Genomic DNA, 21,036 nt, shown 5'->3' on the forward strand with positions numbered 1-21,036 from the left:
TAAAGATGCAGTAATAATCAGAGGTCTGTGGATAAAACTGCGGAAACTCAAGAACGTTCCTTGATTGAAATAACAGAAAATATATGATAAAATTAAAAAGATTTAATAGTTCTTTTCCTGATTTTGCCATTTGCACTGCATATGCAGTTTCCTGCTTTTGTATTGCATGTGTGTTTTTCGGCTTTTATGAGAGAGCATGAAGCGGTGCGAAAATGGCGCTGCAGGGGATAAAGTATAGAAAGTAAGGGCGAGAGAAGCCCGTAAATATGGAGGTTTTAAGAGATATGGAACAGTATAAGAAAGAATTTATTGATTTTCTGATAATGCTTTTCCATAAATTGATGTAACTTCTCAAACCCTTGTATTTACTGGTGTTCTGCAAGATTTTGAAAAACGGTAAAGTGGTGTATTGTATCATAAAATGGTGTAGTTTGATATGAAAATGGTGTACTAAATGGTGTAGTAAATCGGAAAGAATTATTAAATTGGATAGCAAAATTTTAAGAGTGTCAGATTTGACATTTGAATAGGTATTTGTTAGAATAAGAATATAAAAAGGCACTACTGATAGTTGGTTAGTCCAAATTATTTTATTACTTAAAAAAGTAACCGTAATCCTTTGGTCGAGGGGCGGTTACTTTTTTGATTGATTTATATACGCAATCAAAATCGTTACAACAATACTAAGTATCATTAGTACGATGGAGAGCATTTCAAAATCACTCATAAGTCAAGCCCTCCTTTCCCAGATTTCCTGCAAGCAGGAGTTCTATGTAATCAGAGGGTTCAGTCCCTCTGTTGAAGGACTAACCGCCTACCATTCTCATGTAGTGCCTTGTCTTATTTTATCAAATCAGTTGCCCCGTGACAAGATATTCTCTACTATTGTGCAGAAATAATTTGAGAGAAAATTTCACAACAGAATAAAGTGCTTGGAAATATTGAAAAGTTCGCTGAAAATCAAGGCTTACAGACATTTTTTAAAAGAAAAGGTATCATAGAATACTGCAAAATATCGTAACAGATTTTTAAAATGGAGTAAAAATTTCAAAAATGTAATGAGAAATGGTGCAGGTAATGGAAACATTATCTGTGTCATTTATAGTTATATAGAATTATTGAATTGAATAAAAGGACTTGCTGGGTGAAAATTATACAAGTCCTTTAGTGCTGATATTTATGGAGTGTGTGGGACTTCTAGTATTGGATAAGCGAAAAGAGCATTCATATCACAATTTAAAATTTTGCAACAGGCAAATAGGAAAGAAACAGTTGGATTTTGTTTTCCTTTTTCAATTCTGTTGTATGAATAAATTGAAATATCAATTCCCATAATTTGTAATCTTGCAACCATATCGGTCTGTTTAATCTGCATGGATTTTCTGAGAAGTGTAATATTCTTTCCGATATCAATATCACTCACCTGTATTACTTTATCTATGCTTTCATTGTTTTTCATATAATTGCACCTCTGTGCAATATTTTATGTATTTTGAGATGAAAATAATTGCACGAAAATGCAATTATTGATATACTTATTAAGTAATGGGTGTTGTGATATAAGATGTGTAATATCGCGAAAAAAACAAGAGCTGTTTTAGAAGCTTTATATTTAAAGGAGAGAGTGAGGGAATATCATGAAAGAAAATATAAGTGAACAGGAAGCGTTAAAGGAATTAAGAAGAGGATATAGTGAAGCGGAAGAGTTATTAAAGGATGTAGATAAGCTGGAACGTTTTTTGCAACGTTTAGAAAAGAAATTAAAAACTATACCGATAGCTGGAAATAAATTGGCTGTGTTGCCTACAATGATTTCACTTGTAAGAAATTATATGAAAAAGGAATATACGGATATTCCTATTGGCACAGTTATAGCGATTATCAGTGCGTTAATTTACTTTGTTTCCCCGATAGATATTGTTCCAGATAGCATACCGGTTATAGGATATTTTGATGATGCCGCTGTTGTGGGAGCATGCTGGAAATTGGTAGAATCAGATATTGATGAATATGGAAGATGGCGTGAAGAGAACGGGAAAATAATGGATATATAACAACTGACAGGAGAAAATAGATGAATAGAAAATTAAAAACAATAATCTTAATACTTATTTGTTTATTATTGGTTATAGTGGCACGCGGAATTATAATCACAATTTTTTAAAACGAAGGAGAAAATAGAGAAAATGACAAATATTAAAGAGAAACTTTCAAAAATAGTGAAGAATAAAATGGTAACTAAAGGATTACTATTACTTATTTTGGTTCTCATAATAGCAATAGTGATTAGGACTTTTTTCTATAATGACAAAGAAGAAATAACATCATCTTATTTAGGAACACAATTATCAAAAGTCGGGGAGTTGACAACGGTAAAATTAAAATATGATGGCATTGCAGAATATAAAGATAAAGGAATTTCGTTCGTTAATAAATCAGACTTTGTTATGAGATATAAAGCAGAAGCTAGAGTTGGAATTGATTTGGAAAAGGTTACAACTAAGGTGGATAATCAAAATAAAGTTGTTTGGTTAACAATTCCTAAAGCGGAAATTCAAGATGTACATGTTGATACATCAGATATTAAATATTATGATGAAAAATTTTCATTATTCAATGTTGATGAAAAAGAAGATGGTAATAAAGCAATAGAATTAGCAGAGAAAGAAGCAAAGACAGCACTAAAAAAGATGGGGGTTTTGGAGTCGGTAGATGAGCAGGCATTTACGCTTATTAAAGGTCTTTTACATAATGCAGTTCCATCAGATTATGAATTTAAATTAAAAGAAAGCAAGTAGAATTATAAATGTAGTGAGGTCAAGGAACAAGGCGAAGCCGATACGCCGTAGGGCAGTCCTTGACGGAACGGACACAGCCAACAGCACCATGATACAGCAGAGGACTTGAAAGGTCAGAAACCTTGCAAGTCCTCTTGTCTGTTATTGGGCGTTATGTTTTAAGTAAAGTGCTTCTTTCGTCAGTTCTTTCTCAAATGCCTTGATGTGACCGTCGTGTATTCCGTTGTCGATATAAAAGCAGTCGTCAGCCTGTGAGTAGGAAAGCATGGTAACTTTTGGTTCATAAGTTTTTGTATCAATTCCATAATAGTAAATCGTGGCGGTTGTTAATACCATGTGAATGCTTTCAAAATCTCTTGTAAAAATGGTATGCCTGTCAGAATAGAAGAAATCAGACGGACATTCATAAAATTGGGAACTATCCTCTTTCAAAAATAAAGGCAGTATGTGCATTGCATTTCCAGCACGATTGACAAGGACATAAAAGCGTGGAATGAGGGCGGCATATTGGGTCATCATGGCAATATATATATCGTCTAAATTATCAAGGAGGTACTCGGAGCAGGAGTTGTTATAAAAGACATATTGCAGGGCATTGTCATTTTGGCTTGTATGTTCCATAGGCACATTTTGTCCGTAAAGCCACCGCAAGTCTACATCTAAGGAGTCGGCAATCAGTTCCATTTTATCGGCTTTCGGGTTGTACTGTCCTGAAAGATAGGAACTGAACGCTCCTTTGCTGATACCAGTATCTTTGACTATATCTACCTGTTTTTTATTTTTTGCTTTCATGGCAAATTTAATCCGTTCTGCGATTGTATTCATCTGAAAAACCTCTCTTTCCATATCTCGTTATAACTTCTCATATCTTATCATCTAAGGACACTATATCACAAGTTCAGAAAAAAGAAAACAAAAAGTTTATAAAAAACTAAACTTTCTATTGCAAAACAAATGTGTCTGTGCTAATATACAATTAAGTTCAGAAATAACTGAACAATAAACGACGTCGTAATAGGAAAATGAAAATATGAGAAACTGCCCTATCGGTTCAACGGGGAGAAAGGAACGTGTATGCAGATTACATTGACAAAAGAACAGGTAAAAGAAGCCTTTGGAGAACTTCGTTTCATGGGTGCGGATAACTGTTACCGCTATGATAAAGACAGTAAGAAGAAAACAGAGGAAGTGGAAGCCTTAAAACTTCATCTTGGAAGCATGAAACTTGGGAACAGCGTGGATATTCGCTTGGAAGCAACGGAACTTCCGAAGATTGAGCCTTATGCTGTGGTGGAACTGGAAGAACCAGTATATGCTCCTTATGTGCAGAGAGGAAACTTTCCTGTATTAGTGGAGAAGATTACCTGTAAGGGTATCCGCCCTGTTCCAAATAAAAATATGTAGGCGGTCAAAGTTCCTGCCCTCGTTCTGACGTACCAAACGGCAGGTTGGGGGCAGGGCAATGGCAACGCCATTGCAGATAAGGAGGTTTGATAAATTTGGAAGAAAGAAGCGGAAGTTTTCTTCCAGAACTCCCCTACACTAACAGGGGAGTAATACGGCAGAAAGAAAAATTAAGTGCTTTGATAGATTGGTGTCAGATAACCATTAAGGAAGTTCCGTTAGAAGCAGTCATAGAAGATGTGTTGAGAATACCTATGGAACTTATGACGGTAACAGGTTATGAAAAAGGGATTGCAGGGCATGAGATTGTGGCAATCTTCGATAATATCAAGGTGCTAAAGCCGACAGGAAATGCACAGTATCAAGGCTTTCAGATTTTAATGAGTGGGAAAGGCTGTCGCAACTATGAGAATTTTTTACAACTCAATGAGGAAACATGGTTTGATTTCTTAAACAGAGTTTGTCGGTATCACATCAATTTTCCTCGGATTGATTTGGCGATAGACGACAGAAAACCGTATTTGAGTATTCCCGATTTGATTGTACGGACAAAAGAGGGATTGCTTTCCACAAAACTAAGGGATATAGATTTTCACGACTCGGGAGAATTGAAAGAGGAAGTGTTTCAGAGTAAAGGTGGCAGTCTTTATCTTGGCAGTTCAGCCAGTAATTTGAGATTGGTATTTTATGAAAAGGGATATGAGCAGAATAAAAAGTATGGAACAGAATTAGATGAAAATTGGAACAGATATGAATTGAGATTTCGGCAGGAAATGGCAGTAAGTGTAGTGCAGGAATTATTGAGATACAGAGATGTGGCAGGACTGGCAATGGAAGTGTTGAACAGTAAAATACGATTTTTAGAAAAGCCGACAGACAGCATGACAACACGAAAAAGGCTTTATCCAACTTATCAAGCGTGGGCGGAACTGATGAAAGATATAGGTAAGGTTAAACTTACCATGCAACCACAGAAGAAAAGTTTACAAAAGGTGTGGGAGTGGTTGGAAAAGTATGTTGCCCCGTCTTTGAAACTGTTTGCAGAGGTTGGGAAGATAGAGAAAAGAGATTATATCGGTAATCTTGTGAAAAATGGAGAAATGAATATCACACAGAAGCAGTTGTATGATGATTATATAAAAGCAAGAAAATTAGACGAAAGGGGGTAATCGTATCGAAAAAGCATTATTAAACGTAAAGGAACTTTCAGAATATCTAGGGATTGGTGATACAAAAGCAAGGGAACTTTTACATAATCCATACAATAATTTTACGGTTAGGATTGGAAATCGTCTGTATGCTCACAAAGCAAGATTAGATAAATGGCTGAATAATCAAGTTGTAGAGTAAGAAAAGGACTATTTGACAGTTTTTCGTACATTTTTAAGGAAGTTCCTCGATTGAAATAACAGGAAATATATGATAAAATTGAGAAGATTTAATAGTTCTTTTCCCGATTTTGCTAGGAAAGGAGGCAGTGATGGGTAAATCACTTAACGGGAAAGAATTAGGGAATGGTATATCTCAAAGAAAAGACGGATTATATCAAGCCCGATTTATCAATCGTTTCGGTAAAAGACAGACAATTTATGCAAAAACTTTAAATGAGGTAAGACATAAGTTGCGAACCGAACAGTATAATGATGAAAAAGCAATCAATGTTGTTGATAAGAATATGACATTAGACGAATGGTTCGATATATGGCTAAGCACTTGCAAGAAAAATTGCAGAAGTTCTACAAAGGGTTCTTATATTACCCACTATAAGCGTATTCAAGAAGAATTAGGGTGGCGAAAATTAACGTCGTTGAACCTAATTGTTATGCAAGAAGCGTTTAATAAATTGAAAACAGACAATGCAAGAAAAAATTCTAAAAAGATACTGGTAGATATGCTGAATAAGGCAGTTGATACAGATTTGCTTGTAAAGAATGTCGCAAAACAGATAAATACTGTGATTGCCAAAGAAGAGAAAAAAGAAAGGCGTGTTCTGACAATAAGGGAAACAGAGCTTTTCTTGGAACAGGCAAAAGGAACATTTTATGAAAATTTGTTTATTTTAGCATTAGAAACAGGCTTGCGAGTGGGAGAGTTATCAGCTTTACAATGGGAAGATATAGATTTTAAGAAAAAAGTTATCCATGTAAAGCATACGTTGTGTTATTTTAGCAAAAATGGAAAATATGTATTTGAAATGCACGACACCAAAACAAATAACGGAAAAAGAACCATTCCATTGACTGCAAAAGCAATCAATAGTCTAAAATGTCAAAAACTGCAAAAACAGGAAATTATTCTAAAAGGCAAAACTGCAAAGGAAGAATTTCAAAATCTTGTTTTTGTTACAAAGAATAATCAGCCGACACAACAGTTTTTAATCAATCAATGTATGCAGTTGGTTATTCAGAACATGAACAAAGCAGGTATAGATTTTTCCCCCTTTACATTGCACACACTTCGGCATACTTTTGCTACAAGAGCAATCGAATGTGGTATGAACCCTAAAACATTGCAGAAACTTTTGGGACATGGCACATTACAAATGACAATGGACTTGTATTGCCACGTAACGGAGGACACGCTGTTCTTGGAAATGGAAAAGTTCGAGAAAAGGTGTAGTTGAGTGTGAAATGGTGTAAAAATGGTGTAGTAGGGGATAAAAATAGAAAATAAGGGCGAGAAAAGCCTGTAAATACGGAGGTTTTAGAAGATATGGAAGCATACAAGCAAGAATTTATTGAATTTATGGTAGACAGCGATGTGTTGAAATTTGGAGAATTTACATTGAAGAGCGGAAGAAAATCTCCGTTTTTTATGAATGCAGGTGGATATGTGACAGGTTCACAGCTTAAGAAACTCGGAGAATATTATGCAAAAGCGATCCATGACACATACGGAGATGATTTCGATGTGCTGTTCGGACCTGCTTATAAAGGAATTCCGCTTGCGGTTGTAACTGCGATCGCATACAGCGAACTGTACGGAAAAGAAGTACGTTACTGTTCTGACAGAAAAGAAGAGAAAGATCACGGCGCAGATAAAGGAAGTTTTCTCGGAAGCAAATTCAAAGACGGCGACCGTGTGATCATGATCGAAGACGTAACGACGTCAGGAAAATCAATGGAAGAGACTGTGCCGAAAGTAAAGGGAGCGGCTGATGTGGAGATCGTCGGTCTGATCGTTTCTTTAAATCGTATGGAAGTTGGAAAAGGGGGAGAAAAGTGCGCCCTTGACGAGGTGAAAGATCTGTATGGTTTCGATACGGCTGCGATCGTGACGATGGAAGAAGTGGTAGAGCATCTGTATAACAAGCCGTATCATGGAAAAGTTGTTATTGATGATACATTAAAGGCTGCGGTCGATACATACTATGAAACGTACGGAGTAAAATAAAACGGGGAGGCGCTTTATGGAGAAGGCTTATCTTACAATGAAAAACAGCGGAGCATGCAGCATTACGCTGGGAATTATCGTTTTGGTTGTCGGAGTGACAACAGGAATACTTGCAATCGTAAATGGAGCAAAATTGCTGCACCATAAGAAAGAGATCACATTCTGAGAGTTTGGAGTCTTTCAGGAGAAAATGTGAAAGAAGTTGAATAAACAGAAAGAAAAATAAGGGACTAAGCCAATGCGGGCAGTCCCTTTTTTGGCAATGGCGACGAGCCAAAAGTTCGGGCTTGCCCGAGACTTTGGCGATCGCTTACAATCCCGGAATGTGCCTTTTGGCACTTCCGGGGGTTAGGAAAATCATCGATTGGGAGAGTTCCTTGTGTGAGGAGAGTTATTTTTGAGTATAAAAAAAGAGCAGATTTATAGGACATTAGGAAAAGTCCTGTTTTTACTATATATTATTTTTTTGATTTATTTTTTGTTTCTTGCGGAATGGTACGGAAGGACGGAAGTGACGGAAGAGTACAGGTATAACCTTGAATTATTTAAGGAAATCAACCGGTTTTTAACTTACAGAGAACAGCTCGGCATATTTACAGTGCTTGCAAATCTTTTGGGAAATATTATGATTTTTGTTCCATATGGTTTCTTCATCTCTATGGCGGGTAAAGCGAGCGGTTTTTTTAAGACGTTATTTTTCAGTATGCTCCTGAGTTTGGGAGTTGAGACCGTACAGCTTTTTACGAGAGTGGGAAGCTTTGATGTAGATGATATTTTGTTAAATACAGTTGGCGGAGTTTTGGGATATATATTATTTGCAGTATGCAGTCAGATAAGGAGAAAGCATGATGTTCGGAAGCGAAAAAAGAGCAGAAGATAAAAAGCGGGAAACTGCTCCGAAACGGGAAGAAAACCGGAAAAAAAGCGGAGTGAAACATAAAAAAACGAAATTGAAGCAGGCAGGCAACGGCAATCTTTCCTGCTGGTTCGGAGTGGGTTCAGCCGCAGTGTTGGCGGGCTGCGTAGCGTATGCGTTTTTCAGAAGAGGAAACGCGCCAGGAATTATCGGAGGGATTATGACCGTTTCGCTGTTATTGGCAGGATACGGGATCTATTCGGCGATCATCGGATTTCGGGAGCGGGATCGCGGGTGTTTGACATGTAAGGTCGGAATGGTCATTAATGTGGCGGCAATTATTTCATTTTTTGCGGTATTTATCGGCGGATTGAGTTAAATGTTGAAATACCGGGCGGATATATTGAGTAGTAGGGAAGGAAAAGAAAATGCAGGAATTATCAGAAAAATGTAAAAATAATCCATATAAGGAGCGGCATGAACTGGCAGTAGAACGGCTTCGTACACTGCCTTTTGAAGAGTCTGTGGAGGACGCGTATATCGCCTATTTCCGATTGGCCGCTTTGTTTTTGCTGGAAGTGGAGAATGTTCGCATTCAGGTGGAAAAGGGACAATGGGATCAATATAGTGAAGAAGACATGCGGCAGATCAACAAAATTCTATACAGTGATATTGTCGGAGATGCTTACGAAAAAAGCTATGCGAATCCGGCCTATACGTGCAGCTGGTTCGAGCCTGAGATGGGAAAACTTCTGAGTTTCCTTTATGTGGAAATGCGTTCGGGAATTCCATATGCGTTTGAAGGCAGATACGATTATCTGACCATTTTGTATGAGCTGTTTATCGAAGTATATACTTATTTTGAAAATTGCAGGGCGGACGGCATGGAGCCGGAAAGCCGCAGAGTAAAAGATATCGTATATTGGTATGCAAGTGATTACTGCGATGTTTTTTTGGCAGACAGGATCAAAGAACAGATCGATCCTTCCTGTTCTTTTGCGGCAGATGTTATCGAAAATGCAGATTTGAGCAACGATAAATATTTATATCGTTTCGGGGAATATATTACGGAAAATGAGTTGGGAACAGCGCGTTATCTGCGAACACTTCCTGATGAGACGATTCAGAAGATGGCAGATGTTTACACAGAGGGATATCGGATCGGATTTATTAATACAGGAAAGGATTTATCAAAAAAATCTGTCGTAAATATTCGATACAGTCTGGGATTTGAACGAGTTATAAAAGCGGCGATTGAAAATTTTCGAAAAATGGGTCTGAAACCTGTAATATACAGGGCGGCATCGAGTGTGATCACGAAGAGAGAACATCACAAGATCGGATATTTCGGCGCTGTGGCAAACTGGCAGTATGAATACGATCATAGACAGGATCAGGCGCTGTTTATGGATAAGCGTTATATTGAACGCCGCTTAGAAGTGATGCATACAGTCTATGAGCAAAATAGAGAACAGGCAGCGCAGTTTGCAGGACCTGCTGTGATGGAAACGTTTGGGGAAAAGCCGTTTTCGCCAAAGGCAGTGCCGGAAGCGCCGGTTTACAGTGAAGAACAAAGGACACTCTCTCTTCAGTACGACAGCAGATCAGGACAGATCACGAATGAATATATCAAAGGCGAAGAGAGAAGTTTTACGATCATCGCATATCCGGTACCGGAGATCGGGGCAAAATACGAAGAAATTTTTGATGAAGTGATTCGTATCAATACGCTGGACGCAAAATTATATGAGAAAGTCCAGCAGACGATGATCGATGCGCTCGATCAGGGCGTGGCGGTTCGTGTGATTGGAAAAGGAGAGAACCGCACAGATATGGAGATCCGTCTTTGGGAATTAGAAGACAGCAGGAAAGAAACGATCTTTGAAAACTGCGTTGCGGATGTAAATATTCCGGTCGGCGAAGTGTTTACATCGCCGGTACTTGAAGGAACAAACGGAGTTCTGCATGTCAGCCGCGTATATTTAGACGGACTGCAGTATCAGGATCTGGAATTGAAGTTTGAAGACGGGAAGATCGTTGATTACCGCTGCGGTAATTTTGAAGACGAGGAAGAAGGCAGACGTTATATCTATGATAACGTGTTGAAAAATCACGAGACGCTTCCGCTTGGAGAATTTGCGATCGGAACAAATACGACTGCTTATGCAGCCGGAAAAAAATACGGAATTGAAGATAAGATGCCGATTTTGATCGCCGAGAAAACAGGCCCGCATTTTGCGGTAGGCGACACCTGCTATTCGTGGAGCGAAGACGTCCGCGTCTATAATCCGAATGGGAAAGAAATTGTCGCAAAGGATAATTCCTGTTCTTTGAAAAGGAAAGAAGATCCGTCGGCGGCATACTTTCACTGTCACACAGATATAACCGTACCTTATGAAGAGTTAGAAGAAATAAGTGTAGTGACAAAAGACGGGAAACACATTATACTAATTAAAGACGGAAGGTTTGTACTTCCGGGAACTGAAATTTTGAATGAACCATTAAAACAACTCGAAAAATGATTTGAGATTTTAAGGAGGAAATAACGTGCCAAAAGTAGGAATCGTAATGGGCAGTGACTCTGACCTGAAAGTAATGAGCAAAGCTGCATCAATGTTGGAAAAATTCGGGATTGATTATGAAATGACGATCATTTCCGCACATCGTATGCCGGACGTATTTTTTGAGTGGGCAAAAGCCGCGGAAGGGAAAGGAATCAAAGTGATCATTGCCGGAGCCGGAATGGCGGCGCACCTTCCGGGAATGTGCGCGGCTCTGTTCCCGATGCCGGTGATCGGAGTGCCGATGTCAGGAAAGAATTTGGATGGTATGGACGCGCTTTATTCGATCGTTCAGATGCCGCCGGGAATCCCGGTTGCAACTGTAGCTATTGACGGCGGAATGAATGCTGCGATTCTTGCGGCAAAAATCCTCGCTGTGTCAGATGAAGAGATTTTGAAAAAATTAAAAGACTATTCCGCTGAGATGAAAGATACTGTTCAGGCAAAAGCCGACCGTCTCGCGGAAGTTGGATATGAGGAGTATTTAAAGTAACAGTTCAGTCGGGTGAGCGCCGCAAAAAAAGCAAAAAAGCGGCGTAAGCTGCAAGGAATACGAAGGGTGTTTTTGCGAATGGCGCGACGAAACTGTGGGGATCAGAAGAAAGCGAAAGCCGCAATGAGAGGCAGAAGCTGTTTTGACAGAAGGAAAGAGAAACGAGCAGAAAAAAGGAGAATGTGGTATGGATTATAAGAAAGCAGGAGTTGATATAGAAGCCGGTTACAGATCAGTAGAGCTTATGAAAGAGCATGTGAAAAAGACGATGCGTCCGGAAGTGCTTGGCGGACTTGGCGGATTTTCCGGCGCCTTTTCTCTTGATAAGATCAAAGAGATGGAAGAACCGGTTCTGTTGTCAGGAACAGACGGCTGCGGAACGAAAGTGAAGCTGTCAATGGTACTTGATAAACATGATACGATCGGAATCGATGCTGTGGCAATGTGTGTGAACGATATTGCCTGTGCGGGAGGAGAACCACTGTTTTTCCTTGATTATATCGCATGTGGAAAGAATGAGCCTGAGAAGATCGCGTCGATCGTAAGCGGCGTGGCAGAAGGCTGCCTTCAGTCAGGAGCGGCGCTGATCGGAGGAGAGACAGCGGAGCACCCGGGACTTATGGCAGAAGACGAGTACGATCTTGCCGGATTTGCGGTAGGTGTATGTGATAAAAAAGATATGATCACAGGGGAAAATCTGTCTGTCGGAGACGTTTTGATCGGAATGGCGTCCACAGGAGTTCACAGCAACGGATTTTCACTTGTAAGAAAAGTATTTGATATTACAAAAGAGTCTCTTGATACATATTATGATGAATTGGGATGCACTCTCGGAGAGGCGCTTCTTGCTCCGACAAGAATTTATGTAAAAGCGCTTAAGAGCATGAAAGAAGCAGGCGTGACAGTGAAAGCATGCAGCCATATTACAGGCGGCGGCTTCTATGAAAATGTTCCGCGTATGCTGATCGACGGTACTCATGCAGTGATCGAAAAGGACAGTTATCCGATTCCGCCGATCTTCAAGATGCTTGCAAAAGAAGGCGATATCGAAGAGCAGATGATGTACAATACGTTTAACATGGGACTTGGAATGATCGTTGCTGTCGATCCGGCAGATGTTGATAAGGCAATGGAAGCGATCAAAGCAGCAGGGGACGCTCCGTATGTAGTCGGACGTATCGAAGCTGGTGAAAAAGGAGTAGACTTATGCTAAAGGTCGTTGTACTTGTATCCGGCGGCGGCACGAATCTGCAGGCGATCATTGACGGTGTAAAAGACGGTGTCATCATGAATACAGAGATCGTCGGAGTGATCAGCAATAACAAAAATGCATATGCACTTGAACGGGCGAAAGAAAATCATATTCCGGCACGATGCATTTCACCGAAAGATTATGAGTCGCGGGATGTGTTTAATGAAAAACTTTTGGAAGCGGTAAATGAATATGAACCGGATCTGATCGTTTTGGCAGGATTTCTTGTTGTTATCCCGCCGGAAATGATCGCTGCGTACAGAAATCGGATGATCAATATCCATCCGTCGCTGATTCCGGCATTTTGCGGAAAAGGATATTATGGATTGAAGGTACATGAGGCGGCGCTGGCAAGAGGCGTTAAAGTAGTCGGCGCGACGGTTCATTTTGTGGATGAAGGAACTGATACAGGTCCGATCATTTTGCAGAAAGCAGTAGAAGTTGAGCAGGGAGACACGCCGGAAATACTTCAAAGAAGAGTAATGGAACAGGCGGAATGGAAAATCCTTCCCCAAGCGATCCATTTGATCGCAAATGGTAAAGTGCATGTTGAAAACGGACATGCTTTTATAGAAAATATATAAAATGTTGACAAGTTTGAAAATGACCGCCGGAATGAGAATCAGGCGGTCATTTCGGAAAGTAAAACGGTTCGTATAAACAGGAGGAATCTATCATGAAAATATTGATCGTTGGAAGCGGCGGAAGAGAACATGCGATTGCGGCAAGTGTGGCAAAAAGTCCGAGGGCAGATAAGATTTACTGTGCGCCGGGAAATGCGGGAATTGCAGAATATGCAGAGTGCGTGAATATCGGAGCAATGGAATTTGACAAGCTGGCACAATTTGCCAAAGAAAAAGAAATTGATCTTTGTATCGTCGGAATGGATGATCCGCTCGTCGGAGGTCTTGTGGATATATTGGAAGAAGCAGGAATCCGCACGTTCGGTCCGAAGAAAAACGCCGCTATACTGGAAGGGTCAAAAGCATTTTCAAAAGATCTTATGAAAAAATACAATATTCCTACAGCAGGATACGAGAATTTTACAGATCCAGAAGAAGCGATCGCCTATCTTGAGACTGCGAAGTTCCCGATCGTATTGAAAGCAGACGGACTTGCACTCGGCAAAGGCGTGCTGATCTGTCAGAATCTCGAGGAAGCAAAAGAAGGCGTGAAGACGATCATGCTTGATAAAAAATTCGGTACAGCCGGAAATGAGATGGTTATCGAAGAATTTATGACGGGTCGTGAAGTGTCTGTTCTTTCTTTCGTAGACGGAAAGACGATCAAAACAATGACGAGCGCGCAGGATCATAAACGTGCCGGAGACGGCGATACAGGACTCAATACAGGCGGAATGGGAACATTTTCACCGAGTCCGTTCTATACAAAAGAAGTAGAAGAATTTTGTGAGAAATATATTTATCAGAAAACAGTAGATGCGATGGCGGCAGAAGGGCGTCCGTTTAAAGGCGTTATTTTCTTCGGACTGATGCTTACAGAAGAAGGACCGAAGGTGCTGGAATACAATGCACGTTTCGGCGATCCGGAGGCTCAGGTCGTGCTCCCGCGTATGAAAAATGACATTTTAGACGTTGTGGAGGCATGTATCGACGGAACTCTTGATCAGATCGATCTTCAGTTTGAAGATAATGCGGCTGTGTGTGTTGTGCTTGCATCCGAAGGGTATCCGGTTCAGTACGAAAAAGGATATCCGATTACAGGACTTGAAGAATTCCGCAAACACGAAGGTTATTACTGCTTCCATGCAGGAACAAAGTTTGAGGATGGAAACATTGTAACAAACGGAGGACGCGTGCTTGGTGTAACTGCAAAAGGCGCTGATCTGAAAGAGGCAAGAAGAAATGCTTACGCGGCGACAGAATGGGTACAGTTTAAAAATAAATATAAGCGCAATGATATCGGAAAAGCGATCGATGAGGCATAATTAGGGAAGTCAATAGGCAACAAAATAGGCGGTAAAAGCGAATAAGAAAAAAGAAGCAAGAAAAATAATGCTGTGCGGTTATTTCGTGATAAAATCACAGACATATTTTCGTCTATATGATATAATAATTATATAATATGCAATGTAAATGTAATATTGCAAGATGAACACATGAAAGCAAGAGAACATTAGGAGGAACGATTTATGAGATTAAAAGATAAAGTGGCGATTATTACAGGAGGAAGCCGCGGGATCGGATTTGCAACAGCAGATGCATTTTTAAGAGAGGGTGCGAAAGTGGCTGTTGCGGCGAGCAGTGAGAAAAATGCGGCAGCAGCAGTTGAGAAGTTAAAAGCGATTCATCCAGATGCAGAAGTGGTGGGAATCAGCCCGAATCTTGGAAGTTTTGAAAGTGTAAAAGAGGAGTTTGACAAAGTAAATCAGCAATTCGGACGCATTGATATTTTGGTAAATAATGCGGGTGTTTCTGAGAGCACTCCGTTTACGTCTTATACAGAAGCAGACTTTGACCGGGTGATCAATCTGAATGTAAAAGGTGTGTTTAATGCAACTCGTGCAGTTGTTGATGGAATGATTGAAAATCACAGCGGAGTTGTTCTGAATACATCTTCAATGGTAAGTATTTCCGGTCAGCCGAGTGGATTCGCTTATCCGGCGTCTAAATTTGCCGTAAACGGTACGACAGTATCTTTGGCAAGAGAGCTTGGGCCGAAAGGAATCCGTGTCAATGCAGTAGCTCCGGGAATTACGGAAACAGACATGATGAAAGCTGTTCCGAAGAGCGTGATAGAGCCGATGATCGCACAGATTCCTCTTCGCAGACTCGGACAGCCGGAAGACATTGCGAATGCATTTGTATTCCTTGCATCTGACGAAGCGTCTTATATTACAGGCGTAGTTCTCAGCGTAGACGGAATGGCGCGCTCATAAGAACTGTGTCGGAACGACGTTTGCAAAAGGATTTGCCGGAAAGGGATTCCTTTTCATATATTTGAATATGTGATAATATAATATCTCAGCGGAGGATATTCCGCTGAGATATTTTTTTGGTAATGGTGACGAACTAAAGTCCGGGCTTGCCCGAGATCTTGGGACCCGTTTACAATCCCGAAATGTGCCTTTTGGCATTTCCGGTGATTTACTCTTTTAAGGTGGTGTATGTATGACGCGTCAAAATGAGCGGAAAATGAAGTTATATATGGAAGCGGGACTGGCGGTTCTTCTCGTTTTAACGATTGCGCTTGCATCAGCGGCAGGTCTGCTGTCTCCTCAGGCGGGGGAGAGGGACAAGAATAAAAAAGAGACTGCGGCTGTACAGGAAAAATCGCAAGATCAAAAGAAAAACGATTCGGATTCTATCGAATCTCAGGAAACGATTGCTGACGGACAATATCCGATCATGGGGGACAGTCGTATAACAGTCAGCGAAATGGTGGATTATTTTCAGGCATCAGGAAAGCCATATCCGAAAGAAGCGCTTTCCAAAGGCGGAGCAGAGTCGATCGAAGAGTTTTGTCAAATGTATTATGATGAAGCATCGGCAGAAGGCGTTCGACCGGAAGTGGCGTTTGTGCAGACGATGAAAGAAACCGGATTTTTGCAGTATGGAGGAGATGCGTCGATTGAACAGTTTAATTTCGCAGGTCTTGGAACAACCGGAGGCGGAGTGCCGGGAAATTCTTATCCGGATGTGCAGACTGGGATTCGGGCGCAGATCCAGCATTTGAAAGCATATGCGACAGCAGAACCTCTGAATGGAGAATGCGTAGATGATCGGTATGAGTATGTGAAAAAAGGCGCTGCCCCCTATGTGGAGTGGCTGGGTCAGAAGGAAAATCCCGAAGGACTTGGCTGGGCTACAGGAGAAAACTATGGGTATGATATTGTCAGGATGATCCGGGATATGGAGAAATGAGACTGTGCTTATAAAAATTGGTTAAAATACACAGGAAATCAGTGAGAATTTGAATGATTTCACATTAAATTCAGTGGTTTTGTCAAATCTGTTTTCGTTGAAAAAACAGGTGGCGAATAGTATAATTAATAGTAAGGCATAAAAAGGGAAACTGTATGTTTTTAATATAGTTTTCCTTTTTAAAGCGACCTTAAAACAAACGGAGGGAAAAGGTATGAAGAAAAGAGGAAGGGCTTTGGCGCTTCTGCTTGCCGCAGTTTTGACAGTTAGCAGCGTACCGGGAACGGTTATGGCAGCAGATGGTGTAAAACCCGCAGATGGAATAACGCGAGAACAGCCGTTTTGGAGCGGAACGGGAGGAAGCTCACGATTTAGAATCCCATGTCTCGTGTCATTGAATGACGGTACATTGGTAGCCGGATGTGATGCCAGATGGAATACAAGTTTAGACGGCGGCGGATTGGATACGATTGTGTCACGTTCGAAAGATGGCGGAAGAACATGGAAGTATACATTTGCCAATTATCTTGGAGATAATGGAAATACACACCATAACGACTCAACTGCATTTATTGATCCGGCAATGGCAACAGACGGAGAAAAGGTGTATATGATCGCAGATCTTTGTCCGGCAGGATATGCACTGAATGGTGCAAGTCATTCACCGGTGAAAGGTAAGAGTCATGATGCGAATGGAAATATCCTTTTGGCAGATGCAAGAGAATGGACAAACTGTTGGGTAGCAGATCGTCAGGATGCAACGAAATATACATATCATTTGGAAAAAAATAATAAGAAGAAAGCAGATTCAGCATATGTGATTAAAAATGCGGCTGGAGAGACTGTAGAAGGTTATACAATCGATTCTTATTTTAATATTAAAGGTGATGGCGTAGATACGAACTTGTTTGAGGCGGAATCTCCGTTCCAGGTATGGCCGACAGATTATCTTTATCTGACGACATCCGAAGATGGCGGGGCAACATGGTCTGTACCTTCTATTATTAATATGAGAAAGGATACAGAACAAACTCTTTTAGTTGGTCCGGGTCGTGGAATGATTACATCGACAAACAGAATTTTGTTTACAGCATATGAATATACCGGTGGAGATAAAAATAGTGTAGCAATCTATTCCGATGATGGCGGTAAGACATGGGAAAGAGGTCAGTCTGTCTCAAGTACAAGTTCGGAGGCTGTTGTGACAGAAGCGAACGGAAAACTGTATATGTTTACCCGCCATGGCGGATATTATACGTCTGATGACTTTGGCGAGACATGGTCGCAGAGACAAAATATGGGTATTAATTATTGTCAGACTTGTCAGTTGACAGCGATTACATATCCTGAAAAAATTGACGGAAAGACAGCGATTTTGTTTGCTGCTCCATCAGGAACAGGTCGTGATTCAGGAAAGATTTTCGTAGGATTAGTAAATGATAACGGAACGCTTGATTGGAAATACAATTACAGCATTAACGGATCTGCATATTATGCGTATTCTTGTCTGACAGTTCTCCCTGACGGAACGATTGGTCTTCTCTATGAGAGTGACGGAACTGTGATCACTTATAAAGATTTCGATATCGCAGACGTTGCAAAAGGCGCTGCAATCGGAAATATCTGGTGCACAGAGTCGGACAAGCCTGTAGCAGAAGTTACTATGGCATCAGATGAGACAAAGGAACTTGTGCTGAATGGTTTGAAAGAAAATGCAAAAGTAACAGTTACATCAGATAATGAAGGTGCAGTGACAGGAACTTATGCAGATGGAAAAGTGAAATTAACAGCGAAATCTGTGACAGGAATGGATCAGGCTGTGATTACAGTTGAATCTGAAGGCGCATCAACAACGATCAAAGTAAATGTAACAGATGCGACAAATTATGAAATTGTAGAACTTAAGCCGGGTGAAACAAAAACATATACAGATACAACAGGAAATTATAGCAAAGATGAATTGACTGGGTTAGATACAGCGATTGCGGATGTGACGATGACCGGTGAAGATGCACAGGCTGTTGAAAAACAGGTGAAAGCACAGCTTGCGACTGAAAAGGCGAAGTTTGAAGGAGAAAAGCGTTCTTTAGATGAGTGCTTGTTTACATTCCAAAAGGTCGCAGATAAAGATAATACATACAAAATTTCTGCAAAGGTTGGAGAGAATACTGTATATGTGAATCATAAAAACGCAGCATCGCAGTGTGTATGTACAACCAATGAGACGGAAATTTTATTGGAAACTCCTGCAGCAGGTACGGTTGCCTTGAAAGACACTACTAATACAGGAAATAGTAATGGTGCATATCTTTATTTTCATAAAGGTGATCTTACAAAGTTACATTTTGACAGATACAGCACCGCTGTAGAACAGTGTCAGCTGGAATTGTGGAAAAAGGCAGATGGCGCTAAAACAGAGTCCGGAATATTAGGTTATGAAAAGGTGACGGATTTATCACAGGTGGCTGATGGTCAGCAGTATTTGATTGCGGCAAAAGCAACGGATAATAATTACTATGTAGTAAATCCATCTGCAGAGTCTCAAAACTTTAAGCAAGTAGCAAAGGTTGTTACGGAAAATGTGCCGGTAGAAAAAGAAGCTGCTGTAGCAGTTGGAAGCAACGTTCAGTTTAGTGATGGAGTTAAGAAGATCGGTACTTGTCTGTTTACGTTTGATAAACAGGCAGAAGAGGGAAAATATAAGATTTCTGCAACAACGGAAGATGGACAGAAAGTATATCTCGGACCGAAATCAGCAGCTGGGGCACAGACGCCGCTTGTTGCGACAGAGGTTGTGATCACAGTTGCAAAAACGGATAAAGGATTTACATTGGCTCAGATGGAGGGCTCTTCAAATGGTGGTTATTTGTATTTTTGGAAAGATGATGAAAGCAAATTCCACTTTGACAGAAATAAAAGTGTAGACTCGAATGGAAAATGTGAATTTGAGCTTTATAAAAAAGCGGATAATGCGGAAGCAACTGAAATACCGGGATATACAAAACTAAACGACATGTCAGAAATTGAGGCGAATGGTAAGTATTTGATCGCTATGAAAGCGAAAGATAATAAATATTACTTACTGAATCCGGCAACAGGAAATGAAAAATATAAATATGTCGCAAAAGTAACAGGTGACATGTATGAAGATGAGGCGATCGGCGCAAAAACAGATATTACAATTACCGGAAAAACAGAAGGTAAGACATCTGTGAAGATCGGCGAAAAAACATATTTCATTTTTGTAAAAAATAATGTAGAAAAAGTTACATTGCAAGAGGGGGAAACGTATAATATACCGGGTGAAATTCTGAACAAAACAGAGGTGGAACAAAGAGGTATCGTGACATTAGAAGCGCAGACAAGTATGCCGCCTTATAGAATTGTTTCGGAACTTACAGACGGAACATACCTGTTTGGAACAAAGAGTCATATTATGGTGAACACGGTAAGTACAGCAGGTGCCACCCCGAAAGGTCTTGGAATGAAGTCGGTTAATTTCAATGTCGATGAAACAGCGAAAGATTTCATGTGGAAATTGACGAAGAGTGATGCAGGTTATACAATGCAGGACGTTGCTACGGGTAAATATGTTAACATTTCAGGACAGAATGTAGAGTTAAAAGAAGAAGCACAGGTGTTGACAGTTGGAACAAAGGAAAATAGTGGATTTTCTGTTTCAAAAGATAACAGCTATTTGAACAACTGGGCAAATACGAATGATAAAGTTGCAGGGTATGGATCGGATAACAATACATGGTATTTCTATACTCCATCGTCAGGATATATAGCGACAGCAGCGAAAGTCGGACAAGAAACACTGCTTACTTCAGAAGGTGTTACTTACATAATCACCGTTGTCGAGAAAAAGCCGGAAGTGAAAGAATACACAGTAACGGCAACTGTAAATGATGATAAGATGGGAAGCGTAACGCTCAGCCCGGAAGGACCGAAGTATGCGGCAGGAACGAAAGTGACGGCAACAGCGAAGGTTTCAGATGAAAGTAAATATGAATTTGTGAACTGGACAAAAGGTGACGAAGTAGTTTCCACTGAAAAAACATATGAATTTGATATTGACGCTGATGTAAATCTTCAGGCAAACTTCAAGGCTATCACATATAATGTGACAGCGAAAGTAAACGATGGTGCAATGGGAACCGCAGCGCTTAGTCCAAACGGACCGAAGTATGAAGCGGGAACAGAAGTGACGGCAACAGCGACAGCAAATGAGGGATATGAGTTCGTAAACTGGACAGTTGGCAAAGAGGCAGTTTCCGATCAGGCAGAGTATAAGTTCACAGTTAATAAAGAGATGGAACTGACGGCAAACTTCAGGAAAAAAGAGAAACCGCCTGTAGAAGAGACATATACAGTAACAGCAAAAGCAAACGA

General features: G+C 40.4%; 20 protein-coding genes. 18 read left to right on the top strand and 2 right to left on the bottom strand.

All coding sequences use genetic code 11. The annotated features are described in order from the left end of the window. Positions 1–1,177: 1,177 nt before the first annotated feature. Complete coding sequence (locus RCH61_RS09260; RefSeq protein WP_306480534.1) at positions 1,178–1,459, bottom strand: helix-turn-helix domain-containing protein; 282 nt, start codon at positions 1,457–1,459, stop codon at positions 1,178–1,180. Between the two features lie 178 nt (positions 1,460–1,637). Between RCH61_RS09260 and RCH61_RS09265 the strand changes: the two genes are divergently transcribed. After that, positions 1,638–2,054, top strand: a complete 417-nt coding sequence (locus tag RCH61_RS09265) for a YkvA family protein (RefSeq protein WP_306480535.1) — start codon at positions 1,638–1,640, stop codon at positions 2,052–2,054. A 132-nt stretch (positions 2,055–2,186) separates the two neighbouring features. Continuing rightward, a complete protein-coding gene (locus RCH61_RS09270) occupies positions 2,187–2,798 on the top strand; it encodes a DUF4230 domain-containing protein (RefSeq protein WP_306480536.1) in 612 nt (203 codons plus the stop codon). Between the two features lie 141 nt (positions 2,799–2,939). Here RCH61_RS09270 and RCH61_RS09275 read toward each other — a convergent pair whose 3' ends face one another. Then, positions 2,940–3,623, bottom strand: a complete 684-nt coding sequence (locus tag RCH61_RS09275) for a helix-turn-helix domain-containing protein (protein WP_306480537.1) — start codon at positions 3,621–3,623, stop codon at positions 2,940–2,942. A gap of 249 nt (positions 3,624–3,872) precedes the next feature. Between RCH61_RS09275 and RCH61_RS09280 the strand changes: the two genes are divergently transcribed. From RCH61_RS09280 to RCH61_RS09355, 16 genes are all read left to right on the top strand, one after another. Then, on the top strand, positions 3,873–4,202 hold the full coding sequence (locus tag RCH61_RS09280; RefSeq protein WP_004613680.1) for a hypothetical protein: 330 nt from the start codon (positions 3,873–3,875) through the stop codon (positions 4,200–4,202). A gap of 86 nt (positions 4,203–4,288) precedes the next feature. Beyond that, a complete protein-coding gene (locus RCH61_RS09285) occupies positions 4,289–5,371 on the top strand; it encodes a replication initiation factor domain-containing protein (protein WP_306480538.1) in 1,083 nt (360 codons plus the stop codon). Positions 5,372–5,375: 4 nt separating this feature from the next. Next, complete coding sequence (locus RCH61_RS09915; protein ID WP_083382600.1) at positions 5,376–5,552, top strand: excisionase; 177 nt, start codon at positions 5,376–5,378, stop codon at positions 5,550–5,552. Between the two features lie 130 nt (positions 5,553–5,682). Beyond that, a complete protein-coding gene (locus tag RCH61_RS09295; protein WP_023923926.1) occupies positions 5,683–6,825 on the top strand; it encodes a tyrosine-type recombinase/integrase in 1,143 nt (380 codons plus the stop codon). 89 nt (positions 6,826–6,914) lie between these two features. Further along, entirely contained in the window at positions 6,915–7,595 is a 681-nt protein-coding gene (gene pyrE, locus RCH61_RS09300; protein WP_306480539.1) for an orotate phosphoribosyltransferase, read from the top strand. Positions 7,596–7,611: 16 nt separating this feature from the next. Continuing rightward, positions 7,612–7,761, top strand: a complete 150-nt coding sequence (locus RCH61_RS09305) for a hypothetical protein (protein WP_178006722.1) — start codon at positions 7,612–7,614, stop codon at positions 7,759–7,761. A 231-nt stretch (positions 7,762–7,992) separates the two neighbouring features. Then, entirely contained in the window at positions 7,993–8,475 is a 483-nt protein-coding gene (locus tag RCH61_RS09310) for a VanZ family protein (RefSeq protein ID WP_306480540.1), read from the top strand. Then, entirely contained in the window at positions 8,441–8,830 is a 390-nt protein-coding gene (locus RCH61_RS09315; protein ID WP_306480541.1) for a DUF6142 family protein, read from the top strand. Before RCH61_RS09310 ends, RCH61_RS09315 begins: the two co-directional genes overlap by 35 nt. A gap of 49 nt (positions 8,831–8,879) precedes the next feature. After that, on the top strand, positions 8,880–10,973 hold the full coding sequence (locus tag RCH61_RS09320; protein WP_178007705.1) for an aminopeptidase: 2,094 nt from the start codon (positions 8,880–8,882) through the stop codon (positions 10,971–10,973). 25 nt (positions 10,974–10,998) lie between these two features. Beyond that, complete coding sequence (gene purE / locus RCH61_RS09325; RefSeq protein WP_306480542.1) at positions 10,999–11,505, top strand: 5-(carboxyamino)imidazole ribonucleotide mutase; 507 nt, start codon at positions 10,999–11,001, stop codon at positions 11,503–11,505. A gap of 187 nt (positions 11,506–11,692) precedes the next feature. Next, positions 11,693–12,718 carry a phosphoribosylformylglycinamidine cyclo-ligase gene (purM, locus tag RCH61_RS09330; protein ID WP_306480543.1) on the top strand — a complete coding sequence of 342 codons (1,026 nt, stop codon included), beginning with the start codon at positions 11,693–11,695 and terminating at the stop codon, positions 12,716–12,718. Continuing rightward, the gene (gene purN, locus RCH61_RS09335) at positions 12,712–13,341 is read left to right on the top strand and encodes a phosphoribosylglycinamide formyltransferase (RefSeq protein ID WP_306480544.1); all 630 of its coding nucleotides are present in this window, start codon (positions 12,712–12,714) and stop codon (positions 13,339–13,341) included. The genes purM and purN overlap by 7 nt, the downstream gene beginning before the upstream one ends. A gap of 92 nt (positions 13,342–13,433) precedes the next feature. Next, entirely contained in the window at positions 13,434–14,705 is a 1,272-nt protein-coding gene (gene purD / locus RCH61_RS09340; protein WP_306480545.1) for a phosphoribosylamine--glycine ligase, read from the top strand. A gap of 204 nt (positions 14,706–14,909) precedes the next feature. Further along, the gene (locus tag RCH61_RS09345) at positions 14,910–15,656 is read left to right on the top strand and encodes an SDR family NAD(P)-dependent oxidoreductase (protein WP_306480546.1); all 747 of its coding nucleotides are present in this window, start codon (positions 14,910–14,912) and stop codon (positions 15,654–15,656) included. A 232-nt stretch (positions 15,657–15,888) separates the two neighbouring features. Further along, entirely contained in the window at positions 15,889–16,641 is a 753-nt protein-coding gene (locus RCH61_RS09350; protein ID WP_306480547.1) for a glucosaminidase domain-containing protein, read from the top strand. Positions 16,642–16,855: 214 nt separating this feature from the next. Then, the coding region (locus RCH61_RS09355; RefSeq protein WP_306480548.1) for an InlB B-repeat-containing protein at positions 16,856–21,036 on the top strand (4,181 nt) is incomplete at its 3' end.

It is taken from the genome of Mediterraneibacter sp. (assembly GCF_030825015.1).
In the GTDB taxonomy this organism is placed as follows: Bacteria; Bacillota; Clostridia; order Lachnospirales; family Lachnospiraceae; genus Mediterraneibacter.